Raw genomic sequence first — 15,246 nt, 5'->3', positions numbered from 1 at the left:
TCTTGAGACAACAAGAAGGTTGACCTGTTTGCAGACCAACCCCTCCTGTATCTGGCCTTCTGTTATTCTGCCATTTCCGCTGCTTTCTCCAGCACTTCCTCGCCCGTCTTTTCACCATTTACAATGGCTGGCACACTAGTGCGCAAATGGGTGAACGACTCTGGATTAATACGGTCATTAATTGGTAAAGCTACTGCTGGAGCATTGGCTACTAAGTCATGACCTGCTTTCAAATAGTCAGGTAAGTCCGCTAATTCTCCTTTGGCAGGAGGCTGACCAGTAGCTCCAGCAATTTCTACAATCGTTTCCTCTGAGGTTAGATAATTGAATAAATCAACCACAGCATCTTTTTTGCTGTCATCTTCGTAAGCCTTCGTACTAATAAACCAACCTTGCGAAGCACCGCCAACTAGTTCTCCTGTTTCTCCACCTTCCTTGATTGGCATAGGCAGTACCGCTACGTCTTCACCCATACCAGCTTCTTCTAATTGCCCCCACAACCATGATCCTTCAAATATCATTGCTGCTTGCTCCTGCTTAAACAATTCTTGAGCTAATGCCAAATCAATCGTGGCAGCATCTGGTGTGAATGCACCCATATCGGCATGTTTTTTTATTAAATCCAATCCTTCTGCCCAAGCTGGATTACGATCAGCTAATTCTGCATTATAATTTTCAATACCGCCAGCTGCCAATGCATAATGTTCCACTACATAGTAAGAATCCTCGGTTGACGCTGCGAGCGGTACAATTTCATCTGTTTTTGCAAATTCTTCAATGGCTTTCTCGTAAAGTTCCCAAGTGGTTGGCAATTCTATACCATACTCTTCGAACAAATTCTCATTGACGAACAATGACTCATAAAAACCGGATTGTGGTGCAGCATATATGTTTCCATCGCTAAATCTTTGCTGCTCCAGCATGGAATTATATCCACTCAAATCAATACCATCTGCCTCTTCCAGGTTTACGACTTTGCCTTCCTCGATAATTCCTTCTGCATCTACTGTATTAAAGTAGAACATTAAATCTGGTTCATTATCAGAAGAAAAATCGGTGTTCACCTTGGTACGAATCGTGCCTGCATCCGCTGACTGTGAATCATTTTCAATGGTTACATGGGGATGTTCTTCTTCAAACGCATCTAAGGCAGCTTGGAATACTTCTCCGGCCGGATCTGTCCCTGCCATCGTTGTTACTACCCGCAAATTCACGTCTTCTTGGGTATCACTTTCTGAATTGTCATTACCATTATCAGCATTCCCTGATGCACCTTCATCACCACTGCCACATGCCGCTAACCCTAACACTAATAATAAAAGCGCTAACATCAATCCCCACTTCAGTTTTTTCATCGCTAATTCCCCTCTCTATTTTTAAAAATGCGACTAACTTTGTCAAGTTGTCTATACCTAATATAATCCGATGCTTTATATTTGTCAATACATTCTATTAATTTGTTACTACATTTATAAAAACACTATTAAATCAATGTTTTATAGATATATATCTAAAATCGTTTGTCATTATGTCGAATTTTATCTAATTAAAACGAATAATAACTATTATTTTTTCTATTTGTTACTACATTAGAGGTATATACCACTTTTAACACTCTGGTGACACTCTTTTTTTAGCTATTTATGAATATTAAGTAAACAAATCATATAAGGTATAGACAACCATACTTTAAACTGTTATCCTATAGATAACTACGATAAAAAGGTGTGAAATGACGTGGACCAAGCAAAATTGTTGATAAGAAATATACAAGTGTATGGTGCTAATCAAACAATCCAACAGGGCTTTATTAAAATCAACCATGGAAAAGTGGAAGAAATAGGCTCTGCCGATTCATTAACGCAAACAGAAGGATATCAACTCATCGATTTTCCTAATCAAAACATAAAAGCGATACCTGGTTTAATCGATGTGCATATCCATGGGGCAAACGGAGCAGATGTAATGGATGGCACTGCAGCTGCCCTTGAAACAATGTGTCGAGCCTTACCACAAGAAGGAACCACTACCTTTCTTGCTACTACTATGACCCAGAGTGAAGAGAGCATTGAACAAGCTTTACAAACAACGGCAGCCTATATGAAAGCACAACCTCAGCGTCAAGCTGAAATAGCAGGCATTCATTTGGAAGGACCTTTTGTCAATCCAAAAAGAAAAGGAGCCCAATCAGAAAAATATATACAGAAACCAAATATAGAATTATTTCAAAAATGGAACCAACTTGCTGAACATCAGATTAAATTGGTGACCTTAGCACCCGAACTAGATGATGATCATGCCTTCACCAAATACTTGGTCGAACATGGTGTCATCGCCTCTGCGGGCCATACGGATGCTACAGCAACTGAGATTAGTGAAGCGATCGAGCATGGCTTGTCGCATATCACTCATCTATACAATCAAATGAGAGGATTTCACCACCGAGAACCTGGTGTGGTAGGCGCAGCATGGCTTCAAGATTCATTAATGGTCGAGCTAATTGCTGATGGCATTCATTCGACCCCTGAGGCAGCAAAAATTGCCTTCGATTTAAAAGGAAAGCATCGATTACTTTTGATCACAGATGCCATGCGGGCAAAATGTTTGCAAGATGGAGAATATGAACTTGGCGGGCAAAAGGTATCTGTAAAGGATCAAAAGGCAACACTTGAAGATGGCACGATTGCTGGCAGTACCCTGCAGCTCCATAACGGTCTGAAAAATATGATAGAGTTTGCTGGCTGTACGATGGAAGAAGTTATTCAGATTGGTTCAACCAATGCCGCTGCCGAGCTAGGAATAGACGATCGCAAAGGGTCGATCGCAGCAGGAAAAGACGCAGATATTGTGTTATTAAATGAAGAGAATAATGTACTCCTCACCCTTTGTCGAGGAGAAGTAGCATATGAAAGGAAGGCATGAAATGGAATTAATTAAAGCAAAAGATTATCAGGATATGAGTAAAAAAGCAGCAGAATTTATTATTGAGAGAGTGAAATTAAACCCTAATGCAACGATTGGCTTGGCTACTGGTGGAACACCGGTTCAAACCTATGCTAATATAGTAGAAGACCACCAAATAAACAAGACATCCTATAAGAAGGTGACGACGTTTAATTTGGATGAATATGTGGGGTTACCGATTGAAGATCCCAATAGTTACCATTACTATATGAAGGAACACCTTTTCCAGAAAATTGATATTCCGACAGATCGGACATTTCTCCCAAATGGCTTAGCCACAGATTTGGCAGCCGAGTGTCAGGCATACGAAGAGCTAATCAGCGCCAACAATGGTATTGACCTGCAATTATTAGGTTTAGGACAAAACAGTCATATCGGTTTTAACGAGCCTGGAACACCATTTGATCAACGCACACATGTTGTCGATCTAGCAGAATCAACAATCGAAGCCAACGCCCGTTTCTTTGAAACATTAGACGAGGTACCGAGACAAGCGATTACGGCAGGAATTAACACGATCATGGACAGTAAAGAAATCTTATTGATTGTGTCTGGCCAAGAAAAACGCGAAGCCTTATCCCAATTACTTACTGGAGAGGTTTCTACTGAATTCCCTGCTTCTATATTAAAGACACATCCTCAAGTTACCATTATAGCAACCGAGGACGCATTGTGAAAATCCTCTATTAGGAAGGAGTTTTAGATATGATCGATAAACAATCACCGATCCCTATCTATCACCAGCTAGAAGAACAAATCAAAGGCAAAATCGAGAAAGGCGAATACATGCCAGGCGACTCCTTACCGTCTGAACGGGAGTATGCAGAGGAATTGAATATCAGCCGTATGACCGTGCGTCAAGCCATTACTAATTTAGTAAATGAACGTTACCTTCATCGCATCAAAGGAAAAGGGACCTTTATCACCGAAAAGAAATTTGAACAAAATTTAAGCGGTCTTACCAGTTTTACAGAAGATATGAAGGCACGAGGGATGAAACCTAGTAATAAATTAGTTAATTTCGAAATTGTTCCTGCCAAAAAAAGCCTTGCTAGTCAATTAAATATCCCTGAGCACTCACCGATCTATGAAATAAAAAGGATTCGGTTGGCAGAAGATATTCCAATGGCCTTGGAACGCACCTATGTTTCTGCCAACTTGATTAAAGGCTTGACCGACGATATTGTGCAATCTTCCTTATACCAATATATTGAGGATGATTTACAGCTAAAAATCGGCAAAGCGAGTCAGCTGTTTGAGGCGACGATTGCTAATGATGAAGAAATGGAGTATCTAAACATTCCTGAGCATTCACCAATCTTGCTGATGAGGCGTATCACCCAGTTGGAAGATGGCACTCCTTTTGAAGTAGTGAAGTCCGCTTATCGAGCAGATCGATACCAATTCATGCTTGACTTAGAACGTTAATATATAAGTTAAATCTGATAGGTGCTCTTGATCCATTTACGCGCCTTTCAGCTCTGCTGAAAGGCTTGTTAATGGGAATTCACACGAATGGATCAAATTAGATATTAGCAGGAAATAATGCATGCAAAGACTTACATAATGTGAATGCAATAATAGAAATAATAAACTACCACAGGAATTCATTCCCTGTGGTAGTTTTCGATTTTAAATGCCATTTTATTGGTTATTCATTAATTTTAAGGCTTGTTGAAGCACTTGATCTCCTTGCATTAAACCAAAAGCCTGTTGATTAATAAGATCACACTTTACGCCCTCCGGTTCCAACTTCTTCCTGATGCTCTTTTCTAAATAACGCACTTGAGGACCAATAAGAACAACATCCAACTCATTGACCTGATCATGAAGATCTGCTTCAGATACTGCCTTGATCTCTGCCTGTATCTGTTTTTCCTCGGCTGCCTTTTTCATACGTTCCACTAGCAAAGAAGTCGACATACCCGCAGAACAAACTAATACAATCTTCATTTTGTTGCTCCCTCCAGCTTATTCAACCTTTGATACACTTCTATCATTTCTAATGCCAAATCCTTAACCGTTAATGCCATCATCAGATGATCTTGGGCATGGGCAAGAATGATGGACATATACTGCTCATTTGGATTGTTTATTTCCTTATGTAATAAACCTGTTTGTTCGTGATGAGCCTTGATAAACTCTGCATCTGCCTCCTCCATTTTTCCTTGTGCTGCTTCCATGCGATTAACTTTCGCTAGCTTTATCGCCTCCATAGCACATGTTCGTGCATTTCCTGAATGAAGGATAATCGCAAAAGAAATACGTTGTAACTCTTCTTGTTCTTCTAACATCATGCATCCTCCGCTCGTTGTTTGGGTATATACAATGCTGCCAATAAAAAAGGAATATAAATAATGATGGCTACTAGTAAATTTACTAGCTGCAATGCGATACCTCGCCAACTGCCACCAGTCACCAGATAACCGCTAATAATCGGGGGTGTTGTCCAAGGTAAAAAAGCCACGGTTCGCGGAACGAGACCAATATACAAAGCTGTATAAGAAATAATCGTCAACACAACAGGTACCAAGACAAATGGAATTAACATAATGGGATTTAATACAATTGGTAAACCGAAAATCACAGGTTCATTGATATTAAACAAACTTCCTGGTGCTGCTAATTTAGCGACTTCGCGATACGGATGTTTTTTCCGAGATTGGATTACCAAGAAAACCGCAGCCAATAAGGCAATCGTAGTACCTGCACCCCCCATAAAAACAAAGGTATCAAGAAAGGGTTTAGTGACAATGTTAGGTACCTCGTAAGCCGACATCCCCATACGGAATAACCGCAAATTCTCCTCAACCAATGAGATATAAACAGGTTCGGTAATAGCACCAATAATATTGGTTCCGTGTAAACCAAAAAACCAAAGGATATGTGTAAGCATGGACACAATGATGGCCGCCGGCAGAGAGTCACCTAAACCTTGAATAGGTTGTTGAATAACGAAAAATATAATTTCAAATACATTAGTATCTGCCAGAATATCTAATAAAGCTTGACATAGACCAACCAAGGATAGAATTACCATCATTGGAATCAGCGCTCTAAAGGAATCTGTTACACCGGCAGGCACACCAGCTGGCATTTTAATCACCATTTTAGGCTTTGTCATCAATAACCGAAATAATTCCGTTGTCAACAAGGCGATAATAATTCCTACAAATAATCCTTGCGTCCCGAGCCATTCCATGTTTAAACCAAAATCTTCTGTTACTGGGACCAGTATCATATAAGAGGCACCAGACAAAAGGGCAGCAGGTAATCTATCTATATTATAGCTTTTAGCCAAATGATAGGCAATGGTAAAGGAAACAAGCAAACCGAGCACAGCAAAGGTACCTTCCCAAACACTGCCTCCCACCTTCTGCCAATTACCATTCCCAAAAATACTATTCAGCCATGACACCAATTGAAAGCTTCCCAGTGGCGGGAAATTATTGATTAGAATGGCCAATGAACCAATGATGACAAGTGGCATAACCGCTACAAAACCATCCCTAATCGCTACCAAGTGTCTTGCTGCCCCTATTCTGCCAGCTACTTCGATAAATCGTTGCACGAATTTATTCATTACGTTATCGACCTCCCCTTCATACCAATTGAGGTGTATTAGGTTTACCGCATTACAACTTTTTTCTTCGTAGAAGTATTCAAAGTCGTTATCCGCACTTTATTTTTAACCGCTTTCACAACGATCCCTACGCTTATCCTGTCCTTGTTATCTATCGCTTCGTACCTAGTTTACCCTATTTGTACCTGCTAAAATGAAATGAAATACTAATCCGCCCTGCTACCATACCCGTTACCTTTTTATTTTTTACTACTATGTATAATTCTTCTAACATATTTTTCTAATATTTGCTTTATTTTTAATACAAAAGTATCATATAATGAAGTGAATGTAAACACTATTCCTTGATTATCATGATTGGTTACTACGTTTATTTACTTGTCATCATAGCCTTTCTTTAGTACACTAACGTTAATATCTTACAGAGCAGTTAAAGGAGAAAATAATGGAGAAAAAACAATCCTTACACGCACATATCAAAAGTGAATTACTGGCAAGGATTAAGAACGGCACTTACCAGAAAGGTGAAAAAATTCCAACCGAACTTGAACTATGCAAAAATTTTGATGTAAGCCGAACCACCGTCAGGGCCGCGTTAAACCAATTAACCCTAGAGGGATATTTGGAACGCACCCAAGGGCGGGGAACTTTCGTAGCTGACAAAAAAGTACATCAAACCCTGTCTCAAACCGTCAAACGCTATGTCGATCAAGTGGAGGTGCAAGGAAAGACCGCTGAGATTATCTTAATTGATTTATCGGTTATACCTGCCAGTGAAACGATTCAACTGGCATTAGGTGTCCCTCCTAATGACCCGATCCAAAAGATTGAACGTGTCCGCAAAGCCAATCATTCACCCACGCAATATGAAATTTCTTATATTCCATGGAGCACTGCACCTGGAATCACAAAAGAACAAGCAGAAACTTCACTCTACAATGCCTTGAAGCAGGATTTCCATGTGGCCATTGCCAAAACAACAGAACATATCGAGCTTACCTTGTCAGACGAAAGCACTTCTTATTATCTAGATTCAGAAATTGGTCTTCCCTGTTTTTATATCGAAACCGTTGCCGAAGACCAAGAAGGGAACAAGGTTGAATACTCACAATCCTATTTCCGTGGTGATAAAACCAATTTTGTCATCGAGAGATTGTATCCGGAAGATGCAGAAGTATAAGGCAGAGAGGAAGAGAATATTGGATATTTTATTCAATGCCGATGATTTCGGAATAACAAAAGGGGTTTCCAACGGTATTATTCAAGCACATCAGCACGGTGTTATTTCTTCGACTACCATAATGATGAACGGTTTAGCAGTAGATTATGCCGTTGATCTAGCCAAACAATGCCCCTCTCTAGACATTGGGTTGCACCTTATACTTACTTCTGGAAAACCTTTATTTTCTCCTACGTCCAGCCTTACAAATGAACGGGGTATGTTTCGTTTCACCAATCGTTTTTACGAAATGGATATACCTTGTTTAGATGATGTAAGAGATGAATGGCGTGCCCAAATTGAAGCCTTTCTGGCAACTGGTCTTCCTCTTCACCATCTTGATAGTCACCATCATATCCATGGCTGGCAGCCGTTAAAAGAGATAGTAATCGAATTAGCGGATAAATATCAGATTCCCGTTCGTTGTCAAGATACTTTTCGAGACAGGACAGACCTGTTGCTAACCGAGGCACTTTGGGTAGATTTTTATGGTGATGGTGCTGGCCTAAATATTTTCGAACGGCTACATACATACTCTTTTTCTTCAGTGGAAGTCATGACCCATCCTGGACGATGTGATGGTGATTTGTATACAATGAGTTCTTATACCGTTCAAAGGGAAAAAGAGCTGGATATACTATGTAACCTCTCCATTCCAAGCTGGGCGAATGTATTATGAAATAATAGTTTAACGCGCTACATGGACAGTTTGATTATTTATCGTACCAAATTAAAGAAGGAATGCATGCGAATTCTGGTAAAATAGGTATTTAAACGATGTTTATCCTAAATAAAAACACATATATTTTCTAAAACTCCCAAACAGGTATAGACTTCTATATTTTAAATTGCTATTCTAGTAGTGTTAGGAGGAAATCAGAATGACACATACATATGTTTTACAAAATCTCCAAGTAACTACTGGGGAGAAAGTCGACATCATTATCCGAGGTAATCAGATACAACACATTACCAATGCTGGTCAAGGTGCAGCACCAACAGCTTACGACTATTCCGGTTGTTACGTCTCAAAAGGCTGGATCGATTTACATGTCCACGCCAATAAAAAGTTAGAGCCCTACGGGGATGAACTCGATTTGATCGGTGTGCAGCAAGGTGTTACCACCGTAGTCGATGCAGGAAGTTGTGGCGCAGATAGTGTAAGCGATCTCTTCCCCACCACTGATTCTGCCAAAACTAATCTACTTGCCTTTCTCAACGTCTCAACAATTGGTTTGCAGCGAATCGATGAATTATCCAATCTAGATTGGTTAAAGGAAGCTGCTTTATTAGAAACCATTGCAGTACACCCTACTAAGATTGTTGGTTTAAAGGTAAGAATGAGTAAAAGCGTGGTAAAAGACAGCGGCATTCGGCCATTGCAGATTGCTCGTTCTTGGGCAAAACGCACTTCTTTACCCTTAATGGTCCATATTGGATCTGGTCCGCCTGATATAACTGATATTCTCCCTCAACTAGAAAAAGGAGATATTATCACGCATTTTTTAAATGGCAAAGCTAATAACCTTTTCTCCGAGGATGGTCAACCACTGCCCGAGCTCTTATCAGCGATCAACCGGGGTGTACGACTGGATGTAGGACACGGCACGGCCAGTTTTTCCTTTCAAGTGGCAGAATATGCAAAGAAACATGCGATTCAGCCCTTTTCGATTAGTTCAGATATTTACCGGGGAAACCGGCAAAATGGTCCTGTATACAGCCTAGCTGATGTAGCAAGCAAATTTCTGCTGTTAGGATACAGTCTGCCGCAAGTAATCGATGCTGTTACCCTTCTGCCTGCGCAAGCAATCGGCAGACCTGAGCTAGGACAGTTGAAGACGGGGACAACAGCTGACCTTACCCTTTTTGAGGTTAGACCCTCTCAGCAAATGTTGACGGATTCAGAAGGGAAAACAAGAACAGCAAAACAAATGATTCATACAGTAGGAGTGATAAAGAATGGAGAAATCATTACATCATAAATATGGTCTAAAACGAGTCGTCAATGCAAGCGGCAGAATGAGTATTCTTGGGGTTTCAGCTCCTAGCGATTCCGTTCTGGAAGCAATGAAAACCGGTGCGCAAAACTATGTCGAAATAGAAGATTTAGTGGATAAAGCGGGGGGACATATTGCGAACCAACTACATAGTGAGGATGCAGTAATTGTTAATTCTGCTTCAAGTGGCATTGCCTTATCGGTGGCTGGCATGATCACAGAAGGGAACCAACGAAAAAGCCTGCAGTTACATCAGCAGCCCATTCCCAAAAACGAAATTATTTGCTTCAAAGGACATAACGTACAATACGGTGCACCAATCGAAACAATGGTCTATTTAGGTGGCGGAAAACTTGTAGAAGTTGGCTATGCGAACGAAGGAAAACAGCACCATATCGCAGAAGCCATTAACGAACATACTGCAGCAATTCTTTATGTTCAATCCCATCACGCCGTACAGAAAAATACCATTTCGATAGAGGAGGCTTGGCAAGTAGCTCAAGCCTATAACATTCCTCTCATTGTCGATGCAGCGGCCGAAGAAGATTTACGTAAGTACCCTGCTTGCTCTGATTTAGTGATTTACAGTGGCTCAAAGGCAATCGAAGGTCCGACATCCGGTATTGTCGCAGGAAAAAAAGCCTATATCGATTGGGTCAAGGTGCAGCTACACGGGATCGGCAGAAGTATGAAAGTAGGAAAAGAAGCGAGCTTTGGACTGCTGCAAGCGTTAGACCTTTTTTTCACCAAAACCGACCACAGCCAGACAGAAAAAGAAAGCTTGCGATCCTTAGAGAAATTATCTGACTTACCTGGTGTTTCGGTAGATATAGTACAAGATGAAGCTGGACGAGCCATCTATCGCAGCCGTATTCAAATAGATGCTTCTCTTGCTGGTAAAACAGCGGAACAAACCGTGACAGAGCTTAAAAATGGGGCTATTGCCATCTATACGCGTGACTATGGTAGCAAACAAGGCTTCTTTGATATTGATCCTCGACCACTAAAAGGGAATGATATCGATGTTATCACAGAGCGCATACAAGAAATTTTAGGAGGAAAATAACTTATGTCCATCACGGATCACTTTTATAAAAATCGCGTTGCCATTAATGTACTGGCTAATAGCATAGCGAATGCTCAAGAAATCTATCAGACAGCGGAAGGCTTTGCCTTGATCGGTGTCTTATCCAAAGACTATGACAATGTTCCAAGCGCCGTCCATGCGATGAAAGAGTACGGCTCAGCTATAAATGACGCCGTATCGATAGGTCTTGGAGCAGGTGACAGTAAACAAGGAAAAGTTGTCGCAGACATTGTGCATACCTATCCTGGTAAACACGTGAATCAAGTATTCCCATTTGTCGGTTACACCCGAGCCAAAGCTGGCACAGATAAGAGCTGGATTAACTGTTTGGTGACACCAACCGGTCAACCAGGATATGTCAATATTTCTACAGGTCCACACAGTGAACAAGGCGAAAAAGCAATCGTATCCATTCATTCCGCCATCAACCTCATCAAGGATATGGGAGGAAATGCAATCAAGTACTTCCCGATGAAGGGCCTATCGACAAAGGATGAATACCAAGCCGTGGCAACTGCTTGTGGGAAAGCTGATTTCGCCTTGGAGCCTACCGGTGGGATCGATCTTGACAATTTCAGCGACATTTTAGAAATCGCCTTAGCCGCAAAGGTGCCCAAAGTCATTCCACATGTTTATTCATCGATTATTGATAAAGAAACAGGAGCGACTAAAACGGAAGACATCCAACAGTTATTAACAGAAGTGAAAAAGCTGGTGAATCAATATGGTTAAGACGATTGCCGCCTTTGGTGAAGTAATGATGCGTTTAGAAGTGCCAGGTCATCAGTTACTACCGCAAGCTAATCAACTACAATACAGTTTCTCAGGGACCGGGGTAAATATTACAGGTAGCTTGCATTGTCTAGGGTATCCTACCCGTTTAATTACCACATTGCCAAAAAATTCATTAGGGGATGCAGCGATCGCTTACCTGCGTAAATTAGGGATCGTCACAGATTCCATCGCACGAGCGGGTAAATATCTCGGTATGTATTTCTTAGAAAATGGTTTCGGGGCACGATCCAGTCGTGTTACCTATTCCAATCGATTAGAAAGCAGCTTCAATACAGCGGAGACCGCTATCTATCCTTTTGATGAACTGGCCAAGAATATTCAGCTTTTGCATGTATGCGGGATTAGTCTAGCCATGAACGAACGTGTGCGGGCCCAATTAAAACAATTGGCTGGCTTGGTTAAGCAACAGGGCGGCCAAGTGGTATTTGATTGCAATTACCGTCCCTCACTTTGGGGCGAAAATGGCTATCAAACAGCTAGACCGCATTACCAGGAATTGCTTGAATTAGCCGATATCGTGATGATGAATGAAAAGGATGCTTTATTTACTTTAGGCTACACCTCTTCGCACACATCGAGAGAAAATCAACTGGAAGAACTGATACCCCAGATCGCAGAAAAGTATCAAATCCCTATTATTGCTGGGACACACCGTGATGTTCATGAGGATGAGACCAATTCCATTCGCGGGTTTCTTTATCAAGAAGACAGTTTCTATTATGCTGATCAGCAGCGCTTTGCCGTACTGGACAGGATCGGGGCTGGTGATGCCTTTACAACTGGCATTATCCATGGTGTATTACAAAAACAAGCACCTGCTCACATTATTTCGTTTGCAGTTGCCTCTTGCATGTTAGCGCACACGATTACCGGTGACACATCGCTCGCCTCTGAGCAAGATATTTTACAGGCGATAACAAACAAACGGCAAGATGTAATTCGTTAAGCCAAGGTAGTTATCCACCCTTGTGACACAGCATGTTTCCATTAGACATGATCAAACCAAAATAAAACCGGAACTACGATTCGTTCAAGGTCAAATCATTAGTCCTATTATACTCAAGGTTTATAAACTTCTCTAGCTTAAAAAAAGCCAAGGGGCACTTGCTGCCTTGGCTTTTTTCAATTAACCTTATCTATCGTAAACGTTGGGGCATATTGATCCTATTTCGACAGTTCATGAACCTACTCCATTTGCGGTTTGAGTAATTTTCCAGCTCGGATAAAGATAAGATAGTAACTTAAAAAACAGAGCAACACTGGAATAATCCCACCATATAACATCAAGAATAATGGATGAATCTGATACAGCATATACAAGGCGACCAGAGAAATGCCTATACTAGAAATCGTATAATGCGGGAAAGACAAGCTCATCAACAACGCCTTTCTAAAGCTGGCCCAAACTCGCAACTGCACATGGACGGTGTCTGCCATAAAATAACTACTAAAAGCGAGCAAAAATACTGTAAATACCAGATACGTATAAAACAATGGGGACCCTATTTCTGTCTGTAATAATTGATAGTTGATCAGCCAAATCCCCCAAACCAACGTTATCACCAATCCACCTAGTAGCGCCTTTCCATAATTTTGACGATAAAACAACCAAAAATGGCGCAATAATTGATGGTGCATTCGGTGCATGACTGCCCGCCTCACCAAGGCAAACATGGCGACAGTAGCCGGAAAAAAGGTAAAAGGAAGTAAAGCAATAATGGTGAACAAGATCCAATATAGTTCTCCCATGTCTTTGGCATACAGCATAGCTAATGACAAATAGACAATCGGGAAATTGAAAGTCAGCCAGATCAGATTAACCCTTAATAACCTCATGAGCCAATCACACACTCGATACAGTCTACCAGAAATTCCTGTCCATTCCATTTCTGCTTCCCTCCTTTTTCTTATTTCCTCTCTTATTCAGCAGATAATATCGTTAAATTCTCTTGCCATTTCTCGGTTTGGAAATCAAGCAATTGCTGATAACCTACCCCTTGCGCTGCTTCTTCAGCTGTTGCCATGATCTCTTCCACTTCTTCATCACTCTGCGCATAGATCGCCTCGGCACGTGCTTCCTCAAATATCTCACCAATGCGCTGTTGAATAATACCTTCTTCACTTTCTGGAAGTGGATTAATATTCAAATATTGCGTAGCGTCATATTGGGTGTCCCAAGTAATTGTACTCTGCCAATGCGTTGTCCAATTCCGCTGGTCCTCAGGCAGTGTAGCCTCGAAATTTGCCTTAGCCGTATCTAGGAAATTGGAGTTCCCATTCCACTGGAAGTTCGCCGTATCTTCTTCAATCTTGGCTAAACCTTCTGGATCTTCATGGTAGGCATCGGTGAATTGCGGAAACCCTTCTCCATCGAATCCATCCCAATACTTGCCCTCAGGTCCAAAAATAAGGGAAGATTGACCTTCAGGACCTGTTAGCCAATCCAAAAAGGCAAACACTTTCTCTGGGTCTTCTGCACCTTTCGTAATGACACTCACATTCCACCCCATCATATTGTAGGAACCTGGATAGATTTCATTTTCGTCTAAGCCTGGTTCATGGATTGGCCAAATCATAAAGTAGCCGCCATCAGGATTTTCTTCTTGCAAGGTATAGTGACCTGTACGCGCATGGTCGGTCGGACTTGCCGAAGCAAAAACAGCAATTTCACCAGTCGTTACCTTTTCAATCACCATATCCTGATCTTGTGTTAACGCATCTTGAGTAATTAATCGTTCTCTAAATAGTTGACTTGCATATTTTAAAGAGTCTACATAATTCTCATCGGTAAAAATCGATGTTAATTGATCTCCTTGCGGTACGGCAACATTATTAATATTCGCCGGTGACTCCCCTTCTGCAAAGGCAGAATATAATACATTAATTCCCTGCCCATCCAAACCTGTTTCAAATGGGATAACATCAGGGTAATTCTCTTTAACTAATTGCAAATAAGCGTATAAATCCTCGGTTGTTTCTAATGCAGGTGAGCCTAGCTCTTCATAGATTCCTTTATTCACAACATATCCTGCATTTCCAAATGGACTGGAATTGTACCAGTTCGGGAATTGATACAGTTTACCATCGTCAGAACGCAGCATATTGATTCCCTCTTCCCCAAACCAATCCCTTAAATTCGTATATTTATCAAGGTATGGATCTAGAGGAACTAATGCCCCACCTTCACGTAATCTCTCCACGTCAGGTCCCCTATCTGTCCAAATAAAGTCTGGCAAATCGCCACCTGCAATCATTGTCGTTAGCCTTTGTTCGGCATTACCACCACCATCAATTGCCGTGATATCTACACCCTTGTTTTCCTTAATCCATTCAGTTGCTTGATCATCGCCCCAGCCAGGCATGGTGTACCAGTCATAATTACCAAACATAGTAATCTCTAATGGCTCATCACCAAGCACGAATGGATCTTCCTCTGTTGTTTCCTCCGCCTCTGCCTGTTCATTATCATCTTCGGTCGATTCGTTGGTACTTGAGTCTGAACACCCCGCAATGATACCGACAGCCAACAAGAAAATCAGTAACATATACCAATATCGCTGCTTTTTCATCATCACTTTCTCTCCCCTTTTTTCTTATTTTT

15 protein-coding genes are annotated in these 15,246 nt (G+C 41.2%); 9 read left to right on the top strand and 6 right to left on the bottom strand.

Annotated features, from left to right (window positions below):
• Window positions 1-62 precede the first annotated feature (62 nt).
• Window positions 63-1,355, bottom strand: a complete 1,293-nt coding sequence (locus tag E0E32_RS01730; protein ID WP_130858758.1) for an ABC transporter substrate-binding protein — start codon at window positions 1,353-1,355, stop codon at window positions 63-65.
• 382 nt (window positions 1,356-1,737) lie between these two features.
• Here E0E32_RS01730 and nagA point away from each other — a divergent pair, with 382 nt between their 5' ends.
• From nagA to E0E32_RS01715, 3 genes are read left to right on the top strand one after another with little or no spacing between them, the layout of a single operon-like run.
• Complete coding sequence (gene nagA / locus E0E32_RS01725; protein WP_130858757.1) at window positions 1,738-2,922, top strand: N-acetylglucosamine-6-phosphate deacetylase; 1,185 nt, start codon at window positions 1,738-1,740, stop codon at window positions 2,920-2,922.
• 1 nt (window position 2,923) lies between these two features.
• On the top strand, window positions 2,924-3,640 hold the full coding sequence (gene nagB, locus E0E32_RS01720; RefSeq protein ID WP_066187409.1) for a glucosamine-6-phosphate deaminase: 717 nt from the start codon (window positions 2,924-2,926) through the stop codon (window positions 3,638-3,640).
• A gap of 29 nt (window positions 3,641-3,669) precedes the next feature.
• Window positions 3,670-4,392 carry a GntR family transcriptional regulator gene (locus tag E0E32_RS01715; RefSeq protein ID WP_066187179.1) on the top strand — a complete coding sequence of 241 codons (723 nt, stop codon included), beginning with the start codon at window positions 3,670-3,672 and terminating at the stop codon, window positions 4,390-4,392.
• 216 nt (window positions 4,393-4,608) lie between these two features.
• Here E0E32_RS01715 and E0E32_RS01710 read toward each other — a convergent pair whose 3' ends face one another.
• Genes E0E32_RS01710 through E0E32_RS01700 form a run of 3 tightly spaced genes read right to left on the bottom strand, consistent with a single transcriptional unit; the run spans window position 4,609 to window position 6,547 of the window.
• The gene (locus E0E32_RS01710) at window positions 4,609-4,917 is read right to left on the bottom strand and encodes a PTS sugar transporter subunit IIB (protein WP_066187177.1); all 309 of its coding nucleotides are present in this window, start codon (window positions 4,915-4,917) and stop codon (window positions 4,609-4,611) included.
• On the bottom strand, window positions 4,914-5,258 hold the full coding sequence (locus E0E32_RS01705; RefSeq protein WP_066187176.1) for a PTS lactose/cellobiose transporter subunit IIA: 345 nt from the start codon (window positions 5,256-5,258) through the stop codon (window positions 4,914-4,916). The genes E0E32_RS01710 and E0E32_RS01705 overlap by 4 nt, the downstream gene beginning before the upstream one ends.
• Window positions 5,258-6,547, bottom strand: a complete 1,290-nt coding sequence (locus tag E0E32_RS01700) for a PTS sugar transporter subunit IIC (protein WP_066187173.1) — start codon at window positions 6,545-6,547, stop codon at window positions 5,258-5,260. Before E0E32_RS01700 ends, E0E32_RS01705 begins: the two co-directional genes overlap by 1 nt.
• A gap of 445 nt (window positions 6,548-6,992) precedes the next feature.
• Here E0E32_RS01700 and E0E32_RS01695 point away from each other — a divergent pair, with 445 nt between their 5' ends.
• The 6 genes from E0E32_RS01695 to E0E32_RS01670 all read left to right on the top strand — a co-directional run bounded on the left by E0E32_RS01695 (window position 6,993) and on the right by E0E32_RS01670 (window position 12,591).
• Window positions 6,993-7,727: a GntR family transcriptional regulator gene (locus E0E32_RS01695; RefSeq protein ID WP_130858756.1), complete on the top strand. Its 735-nt coding sequence runs from the start codon at window positions 6,993-6,995 to the stop codon at window positions 7,725-7,727.
• Between the two features lie 19 nt (window positions 7,728-7,746).
• A complete protein-coding gene (chbG, locus tag E0E32_RS01690) occupies window positions 7,747-8,445 on the top strand; it encodes a chitin disaccharide deacetylase (RefSeq protein ID WP_130858755.1) in 699 nt (232 codons plus the stop codon).
• A gap of 202 nt (window positions 8,446-8,647) precedes the next feature.
• Window positions 8,648-9,748: an amidohydrolase/deacetylase family metallohydrolase gene (locus E0E32_RS01685; protein WP_130858754.1), complete on the top strand. Its 1,101-nt coding sequence runs from the start codon at window positions 8,648-8,650 to the stop codon at window positions 9,746-9,748.
• Window positions 9,726-10,829 carry a DgaE family pyridoxal phosphate-dependent ammonia lyase gene (locus E0E32_RS01680; RefSeq protein ID WP_130858753.1) on the top strand — a complete coding sequence of 368 codons (1,104 nt, stop codon included), beginning with the start codon at window positions 9,726-9,728 and terminating at the stop codon, window positions 10,827-10,829. Before E0E32_RS01685 ends, E0E32_RS01680 begins: the two co-directional genes overlap by 23 nt.
• 3 nt (window positions 10,830-10,832) lie before the next feature.
• Window positions 10,833-11,582, top strand: a complete 750-nt coding sequence (dagF, locus tag E0E32_RS01675) for a 2-dehydro-3-deoxy-phosphogluconate aldolase (protein WP_130858752.1) — start codon at window positions 10,833-10,835, stop codon at window positions 11,580-11,582.
• The gene (locus tag E0E32_RS01670; protein WP_130858751.1) at window positions 11,575-12,591 is read left to right on the top strand and encodes a sugar kinase; all 1,017 of its coding nucleotides are present in this window, start codon (window positions 11,575-11,577) and stop codon (window positions 12,589-12,591) included. Before dagF ends, E0E32_RS01670 begins: the two co-directional genes overlap by 8 nt.
• Window positions 12,592-12,830: 239 nt before the next feature.
• Here the strand turns inward: E0E32_RS01670 and E0E32_RS01665 are convergent, their stop codons facing one another.
• Window positions 12,831-13,532 carry a YesL family protein gene (locus tag E0E32_RS01665; protein ID WP_066187158.1) on the bottom strand — a complete coding sequence of 234 codons (702 nt, stop codon included), beginning with the start codon at window positions 13,530-13,532 and terminating at the stop codon, window positions 12,831-12,833.
• 32 nt (window positions 13,533-13,564) lie between these two features.
• Complete coding sequence (locus E0E32_RS01660; protein WP_130858750.1) at window positions 13,565-15,217, bottom strand: extracellular solute-binding protein; 1,653 nt, start codon at window positions 15,215-15,217, stop codon at window positions 13,565-13,567.
• Window positions 15,218-15,246 lie beyond the last annotated feature (29 nt).

The organism is Gracilibacillus phocaeensis (assembly GCF_900626275.1).
Taxonomy (GTDB): Bacteria; Bacillota; Bacilli; order Bacillales; family Amphibacillaceae; genus Gracilibacillus; species Gracilibacillus timonensis.
Note: the sequence above shows the minus strand (reverse complement) of the source record. Positions and strands in the feature narration are given on the sequence as shown.

Coding starts and splice junctions, on each gene's coding strand:
- E0E32_RS01730 (WP_130858758.1), bottom strand. CDS start 1,355: ATGAAAAAACTGAAGTGGGGATTGATGTTAGCGCTTTTATTATTAGTG.
- nagB (WP_066187409.1), top strand. CDS start 2,924: ATGGAATTAATTAAAGCAAAAGATTATCAGGATATGAGTAAAAAAGCA.
- E0E32_RS01715 (WP_066187179.1), top strand. CDS start 3,670: ATGATCGATAAACAATCACCGATCCCTATCTATCACCAGCTAGAAGAA.
- E0E32_RS01710 (WP_066187177.1), bottom strand. CDS start 4,917: ATGAAGATTGTATTAGTTTGTTCTGCGGGTATGTCGACTTCTTTGCTA.
- E0E32_RS01705 (WP_066187176.1), bottom strand. CDS start 5,258: ATGTTAGAAGAACAAGAAGAGTTACAACGTATTTCTTTTGCGATTATC.
- E0E32_RS01700 (WP_066187173.1), bottom strand. CDS start 6,547: ATGAATAAATTCGTGCAACGATTTATCGAAGTAGCTGGCAGAATAGGG.
- E0E32_RS01695 (WP_130858756.1), top strand. CDS start 6,993: ATGGAGAAAAAACAATCCTTACACGCACATATCAAAAGTGAATTACTG.
- E0E32_RS01685 (WP_130858754.1), top strand. CDS start 8,648: ATGACACATACATATGTTTTACAAAATCTCCAAGTAACTACTGGGGAG.
- E0E32_RS01680 (WP_130858753.1), top strand. CDS start 9,726: ATGGAGAAATCATTACATCATAAATATGGTCTAAAACGAGTCGTCAAT.
- dagF (WP_130858752.1), top strand. CDS start 10,833: ATGTCCATCACGGATCACTTTTATAAAAATCGCGTTGCCATTAATGTA.
- E0E32_RS01670 (WP_130858751.1), top strand. CDS start 11,575: ATGGTTAAGACGATTGCCGCCTTTGGTGAAGTAATGATGCGTTTAGAA.
- E0E32_RS01665 (WP_066187158.1), bottom strand. CDS start 13,532: ATGGAATGGACAGGAATTTCTGGTAGACTGTATCGAGTGTGTGATTGG.
- E0E32_RS01660 (WP_130858750.1), bottom strand. CDS start 15,217: ATGATGAAAAAGCAGCGATATTGGTATATGTTACTGATTTTCTTGTTG.